17 protein-coding genes are annotated in these 18,134 nt (G+C 47.2%); 11 read left to right on the top strand and 6 right to left on the bottom strand.

Annotation, left to right across the window (positions count from 1 at the left end):
• Positions 1 to 288: 288 nt before the first annotated feature.
• The 6 genes from MKZ04_RS19620 to MKZ04_RS19645 all read left to right on the top strand — a co-directional run bounded on the left by MKZ04_RS19620 (position 289) and on the right by MKZ04_RS19645 (position 7,193).
• Complete coding sequence (locus MKZ04_RS19620) at positions 289 to 1,713, top strand: PTS mannitol transporter subunit IICB (RefSeq protein WP_145930079.1); 1,425 nt, start codon at positions 289 to 291, stop codon at positions 1,711 to 1,713.
• Between the two features lie 66 nt (positions 1,714 to 1,779).
• Positions 1,780 to 2,220, top strand: coding sequence for a PTS sugar transporter subunit IIA (locus MKZ04_RS19625; RefSeq protein WP_023857905.1), 441 nt, complete (start codon positions 1,780 to 1,782; stop codon positions 2,218 to 2,220).
• Complete coding sequence (locus MKZ04_RS19630; protein ID WP_039073224.1) at positions 2,217 to 3,356, top strand: mannitol-1-phosphate 5-dehydrogenase; 1,140 nt, start codon at positions 2,217 to 2,219, stop codon at positions 3,354 to 3,356. The genes MKZ04_RS19625 and MKZ04_RS19630 overlap by 4 nt, the downstream gene beginning before the upstream one ends.
• 259 nt (positions 3,357 to 3,615) lie before the next feature.
• The gene (locus tag MKZ04_RS19635; protein WP_080131242.1) at positions 3,616 to 5,694 is read left to right on the top strand and encodes a BglG family transcription antiterminator; all 2,079 of its coding nucleotides are present in this window, start codon (positions 3,616 to 3,618) and stop codon (positions 5,692 to 5,694) included.
• Between the two features lie 110 nt (positions 5,695 to 5,804).
• Positions 5,805 to 6,674 carry an SDR family oxidoreductase gene (locus MKZ04_RS19640; protein WP_080131243.1) on the top strand — a complete coding sequence of 290 codons (870 nt, stop codon included), beginning with the start codon at positions 5,805 to 5,807 and terminating at the stop codon, positions 6,672 to 6,674.
• Positions 6,675 to 6,689: 15 nt separating this feature from the next.
• On the top strand, positions 6,690 to 7,193 hold the full coding sequence (locus MKZ04_RS19645; protein ID WP_020450216.1) for a D-lyxose/D-mannose family sugar isomerase: 504 nt from the start codon (positions 6,690 to 6,692) through the stop codon (positions 7,191 to 7,193).
• Positions 7,194 to 7,209: 16 nt separating this feature from the next.
• On the opposite strand, the gene MKZ04_RS19650 is transcribed toward MKZ04_RS19645, so the two are convergent.
• On the bottom strand, positions 7,210 to 7,593 hold the full coding sequence (locus MKZ04_RS19650; RefSeq protein WP_080131244.1) for a hypothetical protein: 384 nt from the start codon (positions 7,591 to 7,593) through the stop codon (positions 7,210 to 7,212).
• Positions 7,594 to 7,677: 84 nt separating this feature from the next.
• On the opposite strand from MKZ04_RS19650, the gene MKZ04_RS19655 reads away from it, so the two are divergent.
• The 3 genes from MKZ04_RS19655 (at position 7,678) to MKZ04_RS19665 (ending at position 10,467) form a co-directional block, all read left to right on the top strand.
• Positions 7,678 to 8,100 (top strand): pyridoxamine 5'-phosphate oxidase family protein, encoded by a 423-nt coding sequence (locus tag MKZ04_RS19655; RefSeq protein WP_080131245.1) that lies wholly within the window; start codon positions 7,678 to 7,680, stop codon positions 8,098 to 8,100.
• A 451-nt stretch (positions 8,101 to 8,551) separates the two neighbouring features.
• Entirely contained in the window at positions 8,552 to 9,361 is an 810-nt protein-coding gene (locus MKZ04_RS19660; RefSeq protein WP_023857898.1) for a lipid II flippase Amj family protein, read from the top strand.
• Between the two features lie 164 nt (positions 9,362 to 9,525).
• Entirely contained in the window at positions 9,526 to 10,467 is a 942-nt protein-coding gene (locus tag MKZ04_RS19665; protein WP_023857897.1) for an LCP family protein, read from the top strand.
• Positions 10,468 to 10,498: 31 nt separating this feature from the next.
• Here the strand turns inward: MKZ04_RS19665 and MKZ04_RS19670 are convergent, their stop codons facing one another.
• A complete protein-coding gene (locus MKZ04_RS19670; RefSeq protein WP_020450222.1) occupies positions 10,499 to 10,792 on the bottom strand; it encodes a DUF3817 domain-containing protein in 294 nt (97 codons plus the stop codon).
• Positions 10,793 to 10,876: 84 nt separating this feature from the next.
• Complete coding sequence (locus MKZ04_RS19675; RefSeq protein WP_020450223.1) at positions 10,877 to 11,287, bottom strand: carboxymuconolactone decarboxylase family protein; 411 nt, start codon at positions 11,285 to 11,287, stop codon at positions 10,877 to 10,879.
• A gap of 117 nt (positions 11,288 to 11,404) precedes the next feature.
• Here MKZ04_RS19675 and MKZ04_RS19680 point away from each other — a divergent pair, with 117 nt between their 5' ends.
• Together MKZ04_RS19680 and MKZ04_RS19685 are read left to right on the top strand one after the other, a co-directional pair.
• Positions 11,405 to 11,833: an Lrp/AsnC family transcriptional regulator gene (locus MKZ04_RS19680; RefSeq protein WP_043926750.1), complete on the top strand. Its 429-nt coding sequence runs from the start codon at positions 11,405 to 11,407 to the stop codon at positions 11,831 to 11,833.
• 70 nt (positions 11,834 to 11,903) lie between these two features.
• Positions 11,904 to 14,087 (top strand): DNA topoisomerase III, encoded by a 2,184-nt coding sequence (locus MKZ04_RS19685; RefSeq protein WP_149169522.1) that lies wholly within the window; start codon positions 11,904 to 11,906, stop codon positions 14,085 to 14,087.
• Positions 14,088 to 14,249: 162 nt separating this feature from the next.
• Here the strand turns inward: MKZ04_RS19685 and MKZ04_RS19690 are convergent, their stop codons facing one another.
• Genes MKZ04_RS19690 through MKZ04_RS19700 form a run of 3 tightly spaced genes read right to left on the bottom strand, consistent with a single transcriptional unit; the run spans position 14,250 to position 17,609 of the window.
• Positions 14,250 to 15,158: a prephenate dehydrogenase dimerization domain-containing protein gene (locus MKZ04_RS19690; RefSeq protein ID WP_050820811.1), complete on the bottom strand. Its 909-nt coding sequence runs from the start codon at positions 15,156 to 15,158 to the stop codon at positions 14,250 to 14,252.
• A complete protein-coding gene (gene pabB, locus MKZ04_RS19695) occupies positions 15,155 to 17,251 on the bottom strand; it encodes an aminodeoxychorismate synthase component I (protein ID WP_200905541.1) in 2,097 nt (698 codons plus the stop codon). Before pabB ends, MKZ04_RS19690 begins: the two co-directional genes overlap by 4 nt.
• Positions 17,220 to 17,609, bottom strand: coding sequence for a chorismate mutase family protein (locus tag MKZ04_RS19700; protein ID WP_025810086.1), 390 nt, complete (start codon positions 17,607 to 17,609; stop codon positions 17,220 to 17,222). Before MKZ04_RS19700 ends, pabB begins: the two co-directional genes overlap by 32 nt.
• Positions 17,610 to 18,134 lie beyond the last annotated feature (525 nt).

An 18,134-nucleotide genomic window follows, 5' to 3' on the forward strand; every position in this document is an offset into this window, starting at 1 on the left:
AAGCCACTTTTTGTGGCTTTGTCGACAAGCTGAGACCATTCCAATCAGGAATGGTCTTTTTTTATGCAATTCTTCAGCGCGCCTTTATTTTCCTCGAGTCGGCCGCGGTAGCCGAAACCAGACTAAAAAATGAAACTATTAAATTTTGTCACACGGCTCCTGCCAAAGTGCCGTTTTCTTTCAATTGAGCAGTCATCTGTAAGCGTTTTAATATAAAGACAAGGAGCCGACATTATTCGACATCATTTTTTTATCAGGCTTTAAAGGACAACAAAGGAGGGTTATGAAATGGAAGAAAGACAAAATCCAGATTTCAAAGTAAAGATTCAACGTTTCGGAAGCTATTTGAGCGGAATGATCATGCCGAATATCGGTGCATTTATCGCATGGGGGATCATTACCGCCCTGTTTATTCCGACGGGATGGATGCCGAATGAGGCGCTTGCTTCATTGGTTGATCCGATGATCAAATTTCTGCTGCCGCTCTTGATCGGATACACGGGCGGTAAGATGGTGTACGACCACCGCGGAGGCGTCGTCGGTGCGACTGCAGCGATGGGTGTCATTGTCGGTGCGGACATTCCGATGTTCCTCGGCGCGATGATCATGGGGCCGCTGGGCGGCTTCCTGATGAAACTGACGGACAGGCTTTTCAAAGATAAGGTCCGTTCCGGATTTGAAATGCTGATCAACAACTTTACAGCCGGAATTCTCGGTTTCATTTTGGCAGTGCTTGGCTTTCTTGCGATCGGTCCGGTGGTGCTCGGCTTGAACAAAACATTGGCGGCCGGCGTGGAAGTGATCGTCAATGCGAATCTGCTTCCATTGGCAAGTATTTTTGTAGAGCCTGCGAAAGTTCTTTTCCTTAACAATGCGATTAATCACGGTATTTTGAGCCCGATTGGTATTGAACAGGCCGCCCAGACAGGAAAATCGATTTTATTCCTTTTGGAGGCGAACCCAGGTCCGGGTCTCGGGATTCTTTTAGCTTACATGATTTTTGGAAAAGGCACATCAAAGCAGACCGCCCCGGGCGCTGCAGTGATTCACTTCCTTGGCGGGATTCACGAAATTTATTTCCCTTACATTCTGATGAAACCGCTGTTAATCCTGGCTGCAATAGCGGGCGGAGCGAGCGGTGTGCTGACATTCTCCATCTTTAATGCTGGGCTGGCGGCTGTTCCTTCACCGGGAAGCATTATTGCGGTGCTGGCGATGACGCCGAAAGGCAACCACATCGGTGTGATCCTTGGTGTTCTCGTCGCGGCAGCCGTTTCATTCATTGTAGCTTCTTTGATTTTGAAAACGTCTAAAGCCGGCGAAGAAGATTTAACAGCCGCAGCGGAAAAAATGCAGCAAATGAAAGGTAAGAAGAGCCAAGCCGTTTCTGCATTGACTTCGGCTGATGAAGCGGAAGAATCAGAGGCAACTTATGAAAATGTCGGCAAGATCATTTTCGCGTGTGATGCCGGAATGGGCTCCAGTGCGATGGGGGCATCGATTTTGAAAAACAAAGTCAAAAAAGCAGAACTCGATATCGACGTATCCAATACATCGATCAATAATCTGCCTGGAGATGCCGACATCGTCATTACGCATAAAGACTTAACGGAACGCGCAAAAGCGAAGCTTCCAAACGCTAGACACATATCAGTGGAAAATTTCCTTAACAGTCCAAAATACGATGAACTGATCAATCAGCTTAAAAAGTAAAGTTTGAGAATCCGTGAGCCTGTCAATCAGGCTCACACAACATGTATGAAAGAGAGTGATTTCCCAATGAAACCAGTACTTGCAAAAGAAAACATTCATCTCAATCAATCTGCCGCAACGCAGGAAGAAGCGATCAGGCTGGCCGGAAAGGCGCTGGTTGACGCCGGCTATGTGACCGCGGATTATATCGAGAAAATGTTGGAGAGGGAAGGCCTCACTTCCACTTACATGGGGAACGCAATCGCTATTCCGCATGGTACGGAAGACAGCAAGCGGGATGTTCTTCACTCCGGAATATCCGTGATCCAGCTTCCAGAAGGTGTCGAATACGGCGATGGCAATATCGCTAAAGTGATCTTTGGCATTGCCGGGAAAAATGATGAGCATTTGGACATTTTGTCAAAGATTGCGATCGTCTGCTCAGAAGCGGACAACGTCGAACGGATCATCAATGCGAAAAATGAAGACGAGTTAATGGCGGTTTTTGAAGAAGGTGACCAAATATGATTGCACTGCATTTCGGTGCGGGGAACATCGGCCGGGGATTTATCGGAGCCTTGCTCTGCAAATCGGGGTATGATGTCGTGTTCGCCGATGTAAACGATGCCGTGATCAAGGAACTGAACGACAAGGGCCGCTATATCGTCGAATTGGCCGATGCCGGAAGGAAGCAGGAAACGATTGGCCCGGTTCGGGCGATCAACAGTGCGACCCAGCTTGACGAATTGTATGATTTCATAGCGAAAGCCGACCTTGTCACCACTGCGGTGGGCCCTGCGGTTCTTAAGCTGATCGCAGAGCCGATTGCAGAAGGTTTGAAGCGCCGGATAAAACTAAATACACAGCCTTTAAACATCATAGCTTGCGAGAATATGATCGGAGGCAGCGCTCATCTTCGCGAGGAGATTTTTGCCCGCTTAACTGAAACAGAGCGCGCCGCAATCAGCGATTCAGTCGGTTTTCCGAACTCGGCAGTCGACAGAATTGTGCCGATCCAGCATCATGATGATCTGTTGAAAGTAACGGTGGAGCCTTTTTTCGAATGGGCCGTCGATCAAACGGAATTCGCCGGAAAAGTGCCGGATATTGAAGGTGTGACATATGTACCGGATCTCGCGCCATTCATCGAAAGAAAGCTGTTTACGGTCAATACCGGACATGCCATGGCGGCGTATGCCGGCTATAAGAAAGGTTTGAAGACGATAAAAGCCGCCATTCATCACCCGGAGGTCCGTCAAACGGTAGCAGGCGCGCTTGAAGAAACAGGCCGGTACCTTGTTCAAACATACGATTTTACACAGGAAGAGCACCGGGCATATATGACAAAAATTATCGGGCGCTTTGAAAATGAATGCCTATCAGACGATGTCACCCGTGTGGCCAGGTCGCCGCTTCGCAAGCTTGGCAGGGATGACCGTCTTGTCGGCCCGGCCAGAAAGCTTTGCGACCTCGGCTTTGAACCTGTCCGCCTTGCAGAAGGTATTGCCTTGGCGCTGCAGTTTGATTGTGCCGATGATCCGGAAGCCGTTGAGCTTCAAAGCATGATCGCTGAAAAAGGCTATGAAGGCGTGCTTCGAGATGTATGCGGACTAAAAGAGGATCATTCTTTATTCAAACTGGTGATCAGCCATTTGAAAGCATAGTTTCAGATAGAATCGGGAAAAGTTCGGCAGCCGGGCGGGGGCTGCCGAAACAGAATGTATGAACAGGGCGGCGCAGATGCAACCTAACCTGGAAACATCAGCTGTGGGCTGATGTTTCTTCACTTCTTGAAGATTTTAATAAAAAATTAATTAGTTCGAATTGAAGATTTCTTAACAGCGTTTTATGATAGGGATACCGTTTCAACCGCCGGACCCCCTTTCACTCCCGCAAAAACGACAACACCGGAGGCGGCGTTTTATGTATATGACAGCAAGGGAACAAAAATTGATGAAATACCTTTTGCATCAAAACCGCTATGTCAAAGTCAATGAAATTGCCGACTATATTGAAGTCAGCACAAGAACGGTCCACCGCGAGCTCAAAGCGGTTAAATCCGTTCTGGACAAGTACAGTCTTCAGCTTGATAAGCAGCCGGGAAAAGGCTTGAAACTGGTCGGTGTCTACAGAGACAAACAGCGGCTTCTTGAAGATCTGTCCCGGGACAGCCATGTCGAATACAGTGCCGATGAACGAAAGCTTTTGATTTTATGCGCGATGCTTGAAGCGGGAGAACCGATCAAGCTTTATACAATCGCCAATGACTTGCAGGTGACGACGGCAACGATCAGCAACGATCTTGACGAGCTGGAGAAGTGGATCGCTCCGTTCGGCCTGTCGCTGATCAGAAAAAGAGGTTACGGCATAGAGCTGAGGGGGCCGGAGGATGCCAAGCGAAAAATCGTCGGAAACTTGATGGCCGACAAGCTCGATGTTCAGCAGTTTCTGGAAACAATCGAAATGAATATTAAAGGCAAGAACGAAGCGCCGGAGAAAATATTCGGTGTCGTCAGCAGGGGGAAATTGCTGAAAGCGGAAAAAGTGCTGTTTCAGATGAAAGAAAAGTATGGGCTTTCCCTTTCCGACAGTGCATACATCGCTCTCGTCGTCCACTTGACGTTTGCGATCGAGCGGATACAGCTCGGTGAAATGATTAATATGAATGAAGAAGAATTGACGGACCTGAAGCGTACGAAAGAGTTTGAACTGGCGCTTGCGCTTGCAAAGGAGCTTGAAAATGCGTTTCACGTGAAGATCCCCGAAGCTGAGGCGGGTTATATAACGATGCATTTAAGAAGTGCCAACAAAAGCTTCAAAATCGACTACAGAGCGGAAGATATCGAGCTGGATACCGCCCTCAGGACGAAAAAGCTGATCGATTTCATCTCGCAAAAAACGGGCACGAATTTAACAGGCAACCATTCGCTTTATGAAGGATTAATCGCCCACCTTGAACCGGCGATCATCCGGATCAAAGAAAAGATGTCGGTGCATAATCCGTTAACAGAACAGGTCAAAAAAGATTATTTTCTCTTATATATGGCCATAGAGGAAGGCGTCGAAACATTTTTTCCGGAAATCCGGTTTCCAGATGAAGAAATTGCTTTTATCGTCCTTCACTTTGGATCGGCGCTTGAGATGAGCAAACAAAAAGTAGACATCAGCGCGCTCGTGATTTGTTCGAGCGGAATCGGTTCATCAAAGATGCTGGCCTCGCGGCTGAAAAAAGAGCTTCCTGAAATCGCTTCCTTTGAGATATCCTCGCTGATGGAGCTGAAATCGAAAAATACCGGTGCCTATGACATCATCGTTTCAACCGTGCCGATCCCATATGAAAACATTGACTGCGTCACCGTCAGTCCGCTCCTTGACACAGAAGATGTGAAACAGATCAAACACCAGCTCACCCGGAAAATCCCGCTCATCCTTCGGAAAAAGCGGATGACTCCCAAAAAACCGGAGCCGTTTCCTGATATGCTTCAGATTGCGCGGAAAATCGGCCATTACGCAGCCGGCATTCAACATTTACTGAGCCATTTTACAGTTGAAACGCTGGAAGCTGAATCAAGCCTGGAACATACGGTCAAACGCCTTTGCAGCACCCTTGAAGATCAAGGTCTGGTTACGGATGCAGGGCAGATGGCCGGCGGGCTGATGACAAGAGAAGCACAGGGGGGCCTCGGCATTCCCGGAACCACCTTCGCACTGTTCCATTTAAAAAGCGAAGCGGCCGCGATTCCCCTCTTTAAAGCTTATGATCTGTCCAAACCGTTCGAGATCAAAGGGATGGACGGAAGCGTCATGAAGATGACGCGGATGCTTATCATGCTGGCGCCGGCCGATCTGTCTCCGGAAGGTTCCGAGATTTTGAGCTTGATCAGCTCTTCGATGATTGAAAGTGACGAAAGTATAAAAGCGTACCAGACCGGAGACCGCGAGCAGCTGTACGGAAGGCTGAACGTTTTGTTTCACCGGTTTATACAGGATAAAGAGTGGTAAAAGCCCCGGTCACCCGGGGCTTTCTTCATTTTTCGCGCACACGGTCATGTTTAAACAAAAATTTCTCCGGTTAAAAGTCTAGTAATATCAGCTAAAGGGAGGAATCACAAATGGATTTGCGCAATCAGCAGACAAACGGACAGCCGGCACAGACGCAAGACCGTCAGCCCGGCATCGAAAGCGTCATGAACCCGCGTCCGATCTATGAAGATGAAAATTACAAAGGGACGGATAAATTGAAAGGAAAGGTCGCACTGATTACAGGGGGCGACAGCGGAATCGGCAGGGCAGTTGCCGTTGCCTATGCTAAAGAAGGCGCGGACATCTCGATCGTCTACTTAAATGAACATGAGGACGCTCAGGAGACGAAAGTGCGGGTTGAAAAAGAAGGCGTCAAATGCATGCTGCTTCCCGGAGACGTCAGAGACGAAGCATTTTGCAATGACGCGGTTGAACAGACTGTAAAGGAGCTCGGCCGTCTTGATATTCTTGTCAATAATGTGGCCGAACAGCATCCAAAAGACAGCATTAAAGAGATTTCCAGTGAACAGCTTGAGAAAACATTTAAAACAAATTTCTTCTCTTATTTCTACTTTACAAAAAAAGCGATCGATTATTTGGAGCCGGGCAGCGCGATCATCAATACAACATCGATCAACCCTTACCGGGGCAATCCGCAGCTGATTGACTACACGGCAACAAAAGGTGCGATCAATGCATTTACACGGTCGATGTCACAGGCGCTCGTCAAAGACGGCATCCGTGTCAATGCCGTTGCACCGGGACCGATTTGGACGCCGCTGATCCCGTCCACATTTTCAGGTGAGGAAGTGGCGAAGTTCGGTACAAATACACCGATGGGCCGTCCAGGTCAGCCGGTGGATCATGTGGGCTGCTATGTGCTTTTAGCATCTGACGATTCTTCGTATATGACAGGGCAGACCCTCCACGTCAACGGCGGAGACTTTATCACGACATAAAAGGGGGAAGCTCGTGTGAAGGTGACAAAGGAAGACGTAATCGAATACTACGAAAAAGCGGGCATCGCGCTGAGCGACGATGATAAAGAAAACATCCAAATCATGGACTACGGTTTAAATAAGCTGAATAAGCTGGGACTTCAGCTGTTCGTCTATGTCAACACAGACCGCTACTGTGCCAAAGAGCTTGTATTATTCCCTGAACAAACATGCCCCGAACACCGGCATCCTCCCGTAGACGGGCAGGAAGGGAAAGAAGAGACATTCAGGTGCAGATACGGAAAAGTGTATTTGTATGTAGAAGGAGAAAAAACGGAAGTCCCGGCCGTTCTGCCGCCGCACGAAGATATCGAGCATTTCACCGTTTGGCACGAAATTCAGCTCACACCCGGCGAACAGTACACGATTCCGCCGGATACGAAACATTGGTTCAAAGCGGGGAGTGAAGGTGCTGTGGTTACGGAGTTTTCTTCAACAAGCACCGATGATCACGATGTGTTTACAGACCCGAGAATTTAGCGAATGGGAGCCAATCTCATTCGCTTTTTTCCGTCCGATCAAACACATCAAAGCCGATGAAGCGTTGTCCGTCATGATCGGCAAAATAAAATTGAACACCGTTCACACAAAGTGTTTTGACCGCTTCCTGTGACGTCGGTCGAAACCGATGAACGCGGGCGCCGTTTAGGAAAGCCGGTTCAAGTTTGTGTTTTCTGCCGGTCAGCGTTCCAAGCCGCGCTATTTCCGGAGCCGCCTTCCCCGGAAATTCGACACCGATCATCCGCTGATGGCGGTCAAAGTCTGCAGCCAAAGCCGTATTGCCGATATCATCGGTTGCTGCGGCAGACCCGGCACGGTTTTCCGTCAAAGCAATGTAGCCCATATCAGCCCCAGCATCAAACGATATGAAAATATTCACGTCAAAAACCTCCGTTCAATTGTTTAATATACAAGACATTGTGGAAAAGTAACAGTGGAGACGATACAAAGGAGGGAACTTAAAATGGATCAGCAGCAATTGAAGAACAAAGTGCTCGACATTCTCGATCATCATAAAATCGGTTCGCTTGCAACGGTCGAAAGCGGCAAACCTCATTCCCGCTACATGACCTTTTTCCACGACGGGCTGACGCTTTATACACCGACAAGCGATGAGACGCACAAGGCAGAAGAAATTGATAACAATCCGAACGTCCACGTGCTGTTGGGTTATAACGGCGAAGGATTAGGCGATGCATACCTTGAAATCACAGGTACGGCAAAGCTCAACCATTCAAAAGATTTAAAGGACAAAGTCTGGGATGAAAAGCTTGAGCGCTGGTTTGACGGAAAGGACGATCCGAACTTGACCGTGCTTGAGATTGAGCCTTCGGAAATCAGACTGATGAATGAAGGTGAAAGCACCCCGGTCACGCTGGATCTGTAGCGCGCTGTGCTTAACAGTTTGTCATCAAGGACGAACTGTAGTATAATAAAAAACAGGAACACGCAAAAGAGCAAATAAATGGAAAGTAGACTTCTTTTTTCTTTCTTAGAAGATACTGATTTCTTCCTCTGACCCGCCCCTAACAGGATAGAGGGAAAAAAGACTTTTTGTTTCACAATTCACACTGGCGCGGCTTCGGAGCCGCAAGGACGAATGAGAGGTAGGGCTTTCGTTGTCTTGTATCAGAAATTCCATGGTGTTTACTTTCAACTCGGAACGATAGATGCTGATCTTTTACGAAATTCAAATGACCGCCTTTGGCAGCGGATAAATTATTTGCTCGAATAAATATGATAATTGAGACCGCTTCGGCTTTTGCCGGGGCGGTTTTTGATTTGCCGAAACGTTTGCGTTTTGAAAACAGTCTTACCTATAGACTGGAGGAAGAGAAATGGACTTTTTAACATCTAAGGTACTATTGATTTTTTGTTTTCTGTTGCTGATCCATTCCATCGAAACGCTCGCATACGCCGCTCGTCTGTCAGGCGCGAGAGTCGGATTTATCGCATCGGCGCTGTCATTATTTAATGTGATGGTCATCGTCTCAAGAATGTCAAACATGGTTCAGCAGCCTGTGACGGGGAAGCTTGTCGATGTTGCGGGTGCGGACGCACTTTCCCTCGTCGGCAGCCAATTTCGGTTTTTAATCTTTGGTTCAACCGTCGGTACAATTTTCGGAATGCTGCTTCTGCCGACGTTTGTCGCCGTATTTTCGAGAGCGATTGTTCATTTGGCAGGGGAAAACGGCTCCGTTTTGCAAGTGTTTCGCAAGGCGTTCTCAAAAAATATCTTCAAGCATGCCAAGCATTATGCGAGAAGACCGAGTCTGGAATATGTGAAAGACTTTCGGTTCTGCTACATACCGAAGCGGCTGTTTGTCTTGAACATGGCCATCACGGCGATTTATACAATCGGCGTTCTTGCCGCTCTTTATGCGGGCGTCCTCGTGCCCGAAAGGCATACGACCGCGGTGATGGCTTCCGGCCTTGTCAACGGGGTGGCGACGATGCTGCTGGCGCTGTTTGTCGATCCGAAGGTTTCGGTACTTGCAGATGACGTAGCAAAAGGGAGGCGGAGCTACACCTATTTGAAATGGGCTTCGATCACGATGGCAACATCGAGGGTGGCCGGGACGATTTTTGCCCAAGTTCTGTTTATCCCGGCTTCTTACTATATCGCATGGATGACGAAGTGGATGTAGTCGATTTTTGACGAAAAGATCAAAATTCGATCATTTTTCTTTCAAAATGAAACAAATGAAAATAAAAGATTATCTTTTTCGACACGATTAGACGGCTTGATCTTTCTTTTATTAATTGCCCGCTGTTTGATCCTGTGATAGTCTTATGTGTGGCGGTGATAAAAGTGGAGAGGGTTAGAGTAAGAGTAAGAAAACCGAAAAGAAAAAGGCGAAAAATCATAAAGCGCCTGTTTACCTTAATGTTGCTGGTTATCATAGCAGCAGCGGGTTATACCTACTTTGAATACAAAAAAGGCTTATCCGAATCTGACGGGGATTTTAAAGAAGACGGTCAGTTTGAATTTAACGGGGAAGGCTCTGATCTTGATGAAGTGAACATCCTCGTTCTAGGGATCGATTCAAGAGGGGAAGACCATTCAAGGTCTGACTCGATGATGGTGATCCATTATAATAAAAAGCAGAAACAGCCTAAATTGATTTCGATTATGAGGGACAGCTATGTCGACATACCGGGATATGACAAGCAAAAAGTCAATGCGGCTTATGCATACGGAGGCCCGGAACTCGTCAGAAAAACATTAAAAGAATCCTTTGATTTGGACATTAACTATTATGCCATCATCGATTTTAAAGGTTTTGCCAAAATCGTTGATGCGGTGGCGCCTGACGGCATCGAAGTCGACGTTCCGAAAAAAATGTCGTACGGAATCGGCATGACACTGCAGCCGGGAAAACAAATTCTTCACGGTGATAGGCTGCTGGGCTATGTCCGGTTCAGGCATGACAGAGAAAGCGATTTTGGACGGGTCAGAAGACAGCAGGAAATCTTTTCAGAGCTTCAAAAAGAAGCGATGAGCATCGGAAATATCGCCCAGCTTCCGAAGCTGTGGGGGCTCGTCGATCCGTATATTGAAACAAACATTCCGAACGGCGTCATCTTCTCCCTCGGCAAAGACTTTTTGCTCGGAAGCGTAAAAGAAACCAAAAGCTTCAGGCTCCCGGTTGACGGATCATTCACGAACAAAGACGATCCAACATACGGGGCGGTCCTCGATTTAGACCTTGAACAAAACAAGGAAGAGCTGAAACGCTTTTTAAATGAGTGATCAAAAAAACCGCCGGGTTTCCCGGCGGTTTTTACTGATCATATTTTTTTAGTCCCCGGTCATAAAGGAAATTGCCGAACGGAACAAATGCGGCCACAAGACCGGCAGCCGGCCATTTCACAGACCACCTCAGCACAAAAGTCGCATACAACAGAACAAACAAATACAAAATAAACAATCCGCCGTGAAGCGATCCGACAATCGTAACGGCCATCGGATAATCCGCCCAATATTTAAGCGGCATGGCGATAAACAGCAGGATTAAAAGCGACATGCCTTCAATAAAACCCATCAACCGAAGGCGGCCAATCGGCGTTTGCAGCATAGTATACCTCCTGTGGAGTGATAGTCTACCTTTATACTATAAACCAAAAGGGGACAAATATGACAGGTTTTTTCTCCGTTGGATTTATGCGTCTGCCGGAAGCTTCATTAAAGCGCCGAAATATTGCTGAGCAGTCGTAAAACAAATAAATGCGGTCAATTCCGTTATTTCTTCTTCTGAAAACACTTCTTTTAAAACATCAAACTGCCTGTCTGAAACGCGCTCCCTCTGCGCCAAAAAGACCTCTGCAAACCCCATTGCAAAGCTCGTTTTCTGCTGATTCGGGATCTCGGGTTTCCCCTTTGCCTTGCAATATTCGCATCCGTTTCCCTGAGCCAGCACGCGGCGCACCTGCTCCTTTAGTTCCTTTGATAAAAAGCCGTCTCCTGACAGCTCCTCAGCTAAAGCCGTCCAGTTTGACATCAGGCTTTCGGAGTGTCCGAGCAGCCGCTGAAACGGCGTCTCTCCTCTGTCTGAAAAATTGATTCTTGTCATATGATGATCACCTCTTCATAATCATATATAAGCAGAAGTGAAAAATGAATTTCGAACGAAAGAATTTTCATGATAATATTAAAATGATGAAATAGAATGAAGGGAATAAAGTTACATATGAAAATTGATGACCTCGATTTTAAAATCATAGCCGAATTAAAGAAAGACAGCCGTTTATCGATGCGGGAGCTGGGCAGGAAGATCAGCCTTTCCGCGCCGTCTGTGACCGAAAGAGTCAGGCGGCTCGAATCGTTCGGCGTCATTAAAAAATATACGCTTGACATCGATTACCAAAAGGTCGGCCTTCCCGTATCCTGCATCATTGAAGCAACGGTGAAAAACGGGGAATACGAAAGGTTTAAAGCGTATATCGAACGCCTCCCGAATATTGAATTCTGCTACCGGATCGCGGGAGCCGCCTGCTATATGCTGAAAATCAATGCAGAGAGCCTGACGCAGATCGAAGCGTTTATCAATGAAACATCACCATATGCCCAAACCGTGACACACGTCATTTTTTCTGAAATTGAAATAAAGGAATCATGAACATTAGAGCTGCATCTGTATGATCTGTTATAATAAAAGGATGCATGAACAAGAAAGTGATGTGATGGACTTGTCTAAAACAGTCGTTTTAGCAGAAAAACCTTCAGTCGGCCGTGACTTGGCCCGCGTGCTGAAGTGTCATAAAAAAGGAAACGGATATCTTGAAGGCGACCGCTATATCGTGACATGGGCGCTCGGCCATCTGGTCACATTGGCGGACCCTGAAGGATACGGAAAGGAATTCCAGTCTTGGCGGCTTGAAGATCTGCCAATCATCCCCGAGCCTTTAAAGCTCGTCGTCATTAAAAAGACCGGAAAGCAGTTTCAGGCGGTTAAATCGCAGCTGATCAGAAAAGACGTCAAAGACATCGTCATAGCAACCGATGCCGGCCGGGAAGGCGAGCTTGTCGCCCGCTGGATCATCGAAAAAGCAAAGATTACGAAGCCATTGAAGCGCCTGTGGATTTCATCGGTCACAGACAAAGCGATTAAAGACGGATTTAAAAACTTAAAGAACGGCAAAGACTTTGAAAACCTTTACCATTCAGCCGTGGCTCGAGCTGAAGCCGATTGGATCGTCGGCATCAACGCGACGAGGGCGCTGACAACGAAATTCAACGCCCAGCTTTCCTGCGGACGCGTACAGACGCCGACATTGGCGATGATCGCGAAAAGAGAGGAAGATATCAAGAACTTTAAACCCGTCCCTTATTTCGGCTTGCGTGCAGCGGTTGACGGTATGACGCTGACGTGGCAGGACAAGAAAACGAAGCAGACTCGCACTTTCAACGCGTCTGTGACGTCACAGCTTGCAGGAGCGCTGCAAGGCAAACCGGCCGCTATCGTCGACTTGAAAAAAACGGCGAAAAAAAGCTTTGCCCCCGGACTTTATGATCTGACCGAGCTGCAGAGGGACGCCCATAAACGCTATGGATTTTCCGCAAAAGAAACGCTGTCCGTTTTGCAGAAGCTCTATGAGCAGCATAAGCTCGTCACCTATCCGCGGACGGACTCAAGATTTCTTTCTAATGACATCGTCCCTACCCTGAAAGACCGTTTGGAAGGCATGCAGGTGAAGCCTTATGCTCAGCATGTGACCCGGATCTTAAAGCATGGCGTTAAAGTCAATAAAAGCTTTGTTAACGATGCGAAAGTATCCGATCACCACGCGATTATTCCGACGGAAGAGCCGCTTGCGCTCGGCGCGTTAAGCGAAAAGGAAAGAAAGCTTTACGATTTGATCGCGAAGCGCTTTCTCGCCGTTTTAATGCCGCCGTTTGAATATGAAGAAACTAAAGTGTTCGCCGAAATCGGTGGAGAAACCTTTACGGCAAAAGGGAAAACCGTTCAGTCGCAAGGCTGGAAAGCGGTGTACGATTTCGCAGACGAAGATGATGACGAGGAAGAAAAGGATCAAACCCTTCCTAAACTCGCAAAAGGCGACACGCTGTCCGTCCGGTCTTTGACAGAGACGAAGGGTGAAACAAAACCGCCGGCGCGGTTTAATGAAGGAACATTGCTGTCTGCGATGGAAAATCCGGCCGCATTTATGCAGGGAGAAGAAAAAAAACTTGTGAAAACTCTCGGAGAGACGGGCGGACTCGGGACGGTGGCAACACGCGCCGACATTATCGAAAAGCTGTTCAACACATTCCTGATCGAGAAAAAAGGAAAAGATATCTATATCACCTCAAAAGGAAAACAGCTCCTTGAGCTTGTTCCGTCAGATTTAAAATCTCCTGCCCTCACCGCTGAATGGGAGCAGAAGCTGTCAGGCATTGCGAAAGGAAAACTGAAATCCTCCGCCTTTATCAAAGAAATGAAGGAGTACGCAAAGCAGACGATCAGAGAAATCAAAAGCAGCAATCAAACGTTTAAGCACGACAATATCACAGGGACCCATTGCCCTGACTGCGGAAAACTGATGCTGAAAGTAAACGGCAAACGCGGCACAATGCTCGTCTGCCAGGACAGGGAGTGCGGCCACCGCAAAACAGTCGCCAAACAGACGAACGCCCGCTGCCCGAACTGCCATAAGCGCATGGAACTGCGAGGACACGGAGAAGGCCAGACATTCGCCTGCGTCTGCGGCCACAGAGAAAAACTCTCCGTTTTCGAAAAGCGCAGGGCAAAAGACAAAAATTCAAAAGCATCAAAACGCGATGTACACTCCTACATGAAAAAGCAAAACAAAGATGAGCCAATCAACAACGCGCTCGCCGAACAGCTGAAGAAGCTGAAGCTTGATCAATAATCATCAAACAGCCTGCCGGAAACGGCAGGCTGTTTTAATGTGACCAAATATCACAAAACTAGCGAACTTGTCAGTGGAAAAGTCGCGAATCTACACGATATTTTTATACTTCTATTTATCCCGGAAAGCTGTTCAAAGGAATCAGTTGTTTATAAAATTCAATTAACCGGGGGATTGGTTTGGCTGTGCTTTCCCTGGTGCGATTGGACCTTCAAAGATACTAGTACAGAGATCTTGGTAATGGGCTATTTCAGATCCAAATACCTCTCGGGATTTACGCATCAGTTCGGTGAATACGGACTGATCCCTCACCGATTCATTCAACGATGCAACTGCTTCAGCCAGTGCAGCACGAGCCGTCATTGCTTGGTGGTTCACGGATTGGACGTCCCAATACACATCCGGTGTTCCAGAACTAATCCGTGCCAGTAGCGCAAGCATAGTTGCATGCGGAGGGGGTGCAAGAGAACCAAGTTTTGCAATGTCAACATCTAATTCTGCAAGCGCCAATCCAAAGGTGAGTATCGCTGCATGAGTGAGTGCCTGCAAAGCCGCGGCCAATTGATCATGCTCCTCAGCTTCTAATAGCACCGGACGACCTTTCCAATCTAAAATCATCTGAATCAAATGACTTCCTTTAGGCCCATCGTTTTGAACGATGACAGCTACCGGTCTACCCACGATACTAAGGCTGGGAGCAAACATAGGGTTAAGACCTATGCTTTCGAAAGGCAAACCCAAAGCGTGTATTTTGTTAAATATGGGTGATTGTACAGAAAGAGTGTGCGCCAAGAGAGAATCAGGCTTCATTAACGCCCCGACAACTTTTACTGCTTGAAGAGCCGCGGTCTCTGGTAAAGCGAGCATCACCATGTCGGCCTTTTGGATCTTATCTTTGGCCTGTGGAGTCGGAACCGTAATGTCACATTTCATGAATTGTCGACGAACGGAAGGAGGATTCATATCGATAATACATACTTCAACACCCGATTCTTCAAGAAGGTCTGCAAACATCCCGCCAACGCCGCCGGCTCCTCCCGCAATCACACACTGCCTTATTTCCTGACTCATCTTGAACCTCCCACTGCAGAGACTTCCGCTGCTGCGATAGCTGAGACCATAGCTCGCGCTTTAACCTGAGTTTCTTTGAATTCCTCTTCTGGATCTGACAATGCTACGATCGCTCCTCCGACACCAAAAGTCGCCTTGTCACCGGTCACAACAACTGTGCGGATAACAATACTAAGATCCGCAGCTCCACTCAGTCCAAACCAGCCGAGGCTGCCAGAGTAGACACCTCGGGGGCCCTTCTCGAGTCGGTCTATGATTTCCATCGTCCGAATTTTCGGAGCACCGGTCATCGAACCGCCTGGAAAAGCAGCGCGGACGCAATCAACCGTTGATTTGTCCGGACGTATAGTGCCGCGAATCGTCGAGATCAACTGGTGAACTGGTGCATATGTTTCTACATCGAACAGCTTAGGTACATGAACAGATCCTATTTCACAAACAGTGTTAAGGTCATTTCTGACTAAGTCAACGATCATTAAGTTCTCTGCGAGATCTTTTTCATCACTTAGCAACTCATTTCGTAATTGGTGATCTTCAGCAGAAGTCCTGCCTCTCATCCGGGTACCCTTGATCGGTTTGGACTCAACGATACGATCAGCACCGATTGAGAGGAACCGTTCCGGAGAGGCACTTAGTACTGCTGCATCCGCAAAGTTTAAAAATGCCCCATAGGGAACCGGACTGATTCTTCTTAGGTGCGTATACGTAATCCAAGGATCTATAGGGGTATAAACAGTTGCTGAATTAGTCAAACATATCTCATAGGATTCACCATTGCGGATTTCTTCTAAGCAATTGTTGATCAGTTGAAGATAAGAGGGCCGGTTATGCCGAAATTCGATTGGGATATTGTGGTCCGGCACGGATGTAAGGATTGAATCCTTGTCCGAATCGTTTGCTGCAGCAGGAATGTCATTCAAGATTCGCTCTGCCGTATTTAGCCAGTTGAGTGCTTGCTTATCCTCATCCCCAGTCGAAAGACACAACAGATAGGCTTCCTGTTCAAGATGATCAAAAACAAGCATGCGGTCAACGAAAAGCAGGGCTGCATCAGGAATCTCAGATTGATACCGGCTGCTCCCGCAAGTTTCAGCTTTTAGCTCATAGCCAATGTAGCCCACATAGCCGAGATTGAAGTCAAAGGGAAGGCCTTCCGGAGTAGATGTTGCCCGACGGCGGATTTGCTCATCAAGATAATCATAAAATGACTGTTGAATGAACTCCGTCTCTTGACCCGAACGTTGTACTTTTACAACACCTTCTGCTACTCTATAGGTCAAATATTCAGCATTCTCTCCCGCACCATCGCCAAGATAGGAAAATCGTGACAAGCCTTCGATGACACTGCTGCTGTCAAGCCAGAATCCATGAGGTGCATCAGCAAATAGTGTCTGGTAACTTAACTGAGCGTCAGGAAATCCCGATAATTTTCGAAAATGGATCCGGTAGAAATCGCTTTTAGAATGGGAAGGCTCCTTTAATTTGGGAGACGGTCTTGATCGTTCAGTGCGCTTCGGAGTCAGGTCTCTAAAGTTGGCAAGCAACTCGCGCCCATAATGACTGCAGATTGACTCGGGGTGGAATTGCACACCCCAAATCGGCAGATTGCGGTGTCGAAGCCCCATAATCAACTCATCTTTTGTCCACGCAATTGCTTCCACATCATCACCCAGATCAGTAACGACAAGGGAGTGATAGCGTACGACAGAGAACTCAGGAGGAAGCCCGTCAAAGATATCAACCCCTGAATGGTGAATGACTGATGTTCGTCCATGCATAGGCTCAGAAGCGTGGTTCACCTTCCCGCCAAACAAATGAGCTATGCCTTGATGTCCAAGACAGACTCCGAGGACTGGCAGCTTAGCTTCTTGAATAATAGTTGCATTAATACCAAAGTCCTCAACCCGTTCCGGTCGACCGGGGCCTGGGGAGATCACGATGTTGTCAATCTCATCAATCGGCACTTGTGACCAGTCCACATCATTACGGACAACTATTGGCGGTCGGCCATTTACTTCGCCGATCAATTGATACAGGTTGTAAGTAAATGAATCATAGTTGTCAATTAGAAGTGTTTGTATCCCTGCCCCCATTAAACAATTCCTCCCTTTTTCTTTTTTGGCCGGCCAGGCTTGAAGAAATGTCCTGTCTCCGATTTTCTGAATGGTCAATTACGATATCCTCAACCCTGCACGTTTCAGAAATAATGAGCTCATAAAGGTTACGCAAAAACTCTTGACTTAAACCATTCTCGTCAGCGTATCGAGCTGCCCGTTCCTGGACAAAGTTAATTCGGTGCGGCTGCATCATCGGAATATTATACTCGCGTTTGTATAATCCAATCTTAATGCAGCATTCTAAACGTTCTTTCAATGTATCCAACAGTTGTTCATCAATACGATCAAGTTTTACACGCAGGCCCTCAAGCCCCTTTTCTATTTCTGATAACATGTAAATGCCTCCAATTCTAAATTCTTTTGATAAAAGAGAGGGACTTTACCTTGACGATCCGCGTCTCTCCTTTTCACCCGAAACTTAGACTATGAAGTATACGGTTAATAAGATAAGAAGATTTGAGTGTTTCGACTATAGTTTCAGTGAAATTACCTTCAGACCGCAACAACCGAATCTCGAAGACAGATGGTTTCCACAGCACTTGAAAATGATAATCTGCAGCATTATGAATACCTAACGTGCCGAGGAGACTTAACAAGCGGATTGAAATTGTCGTGGTATCTGCATTAATAGAATAGACCAGCTTGTCCTTCTAAAATGGAGTAACCTTGATACAATGCCGCATGACAGGTGGATTCACATACGTACGAGCACTGCTGACCCATCAGATCAGGATGATTGGATAAACAATCCAGTATCAAATGCTAAAAATTTTATAAAAGCAGATTATAATAGTTTCCGCCACGACCACCCCTGTGTTGACGAAGGATTTAACAATCTTAACTTTCATCGATGCTATGC

Origin of the sequence: Bacillus sp. FSL W7-1354 (assembly GCF_038002405.1) — a bacterium.
GTDB classification, from domain to species: domain Bacteria; phylum Bacillota; class Bacilli; order Bacillales; family Bacillaceae; genus Bacillus; species Bacillus paralicheniformis.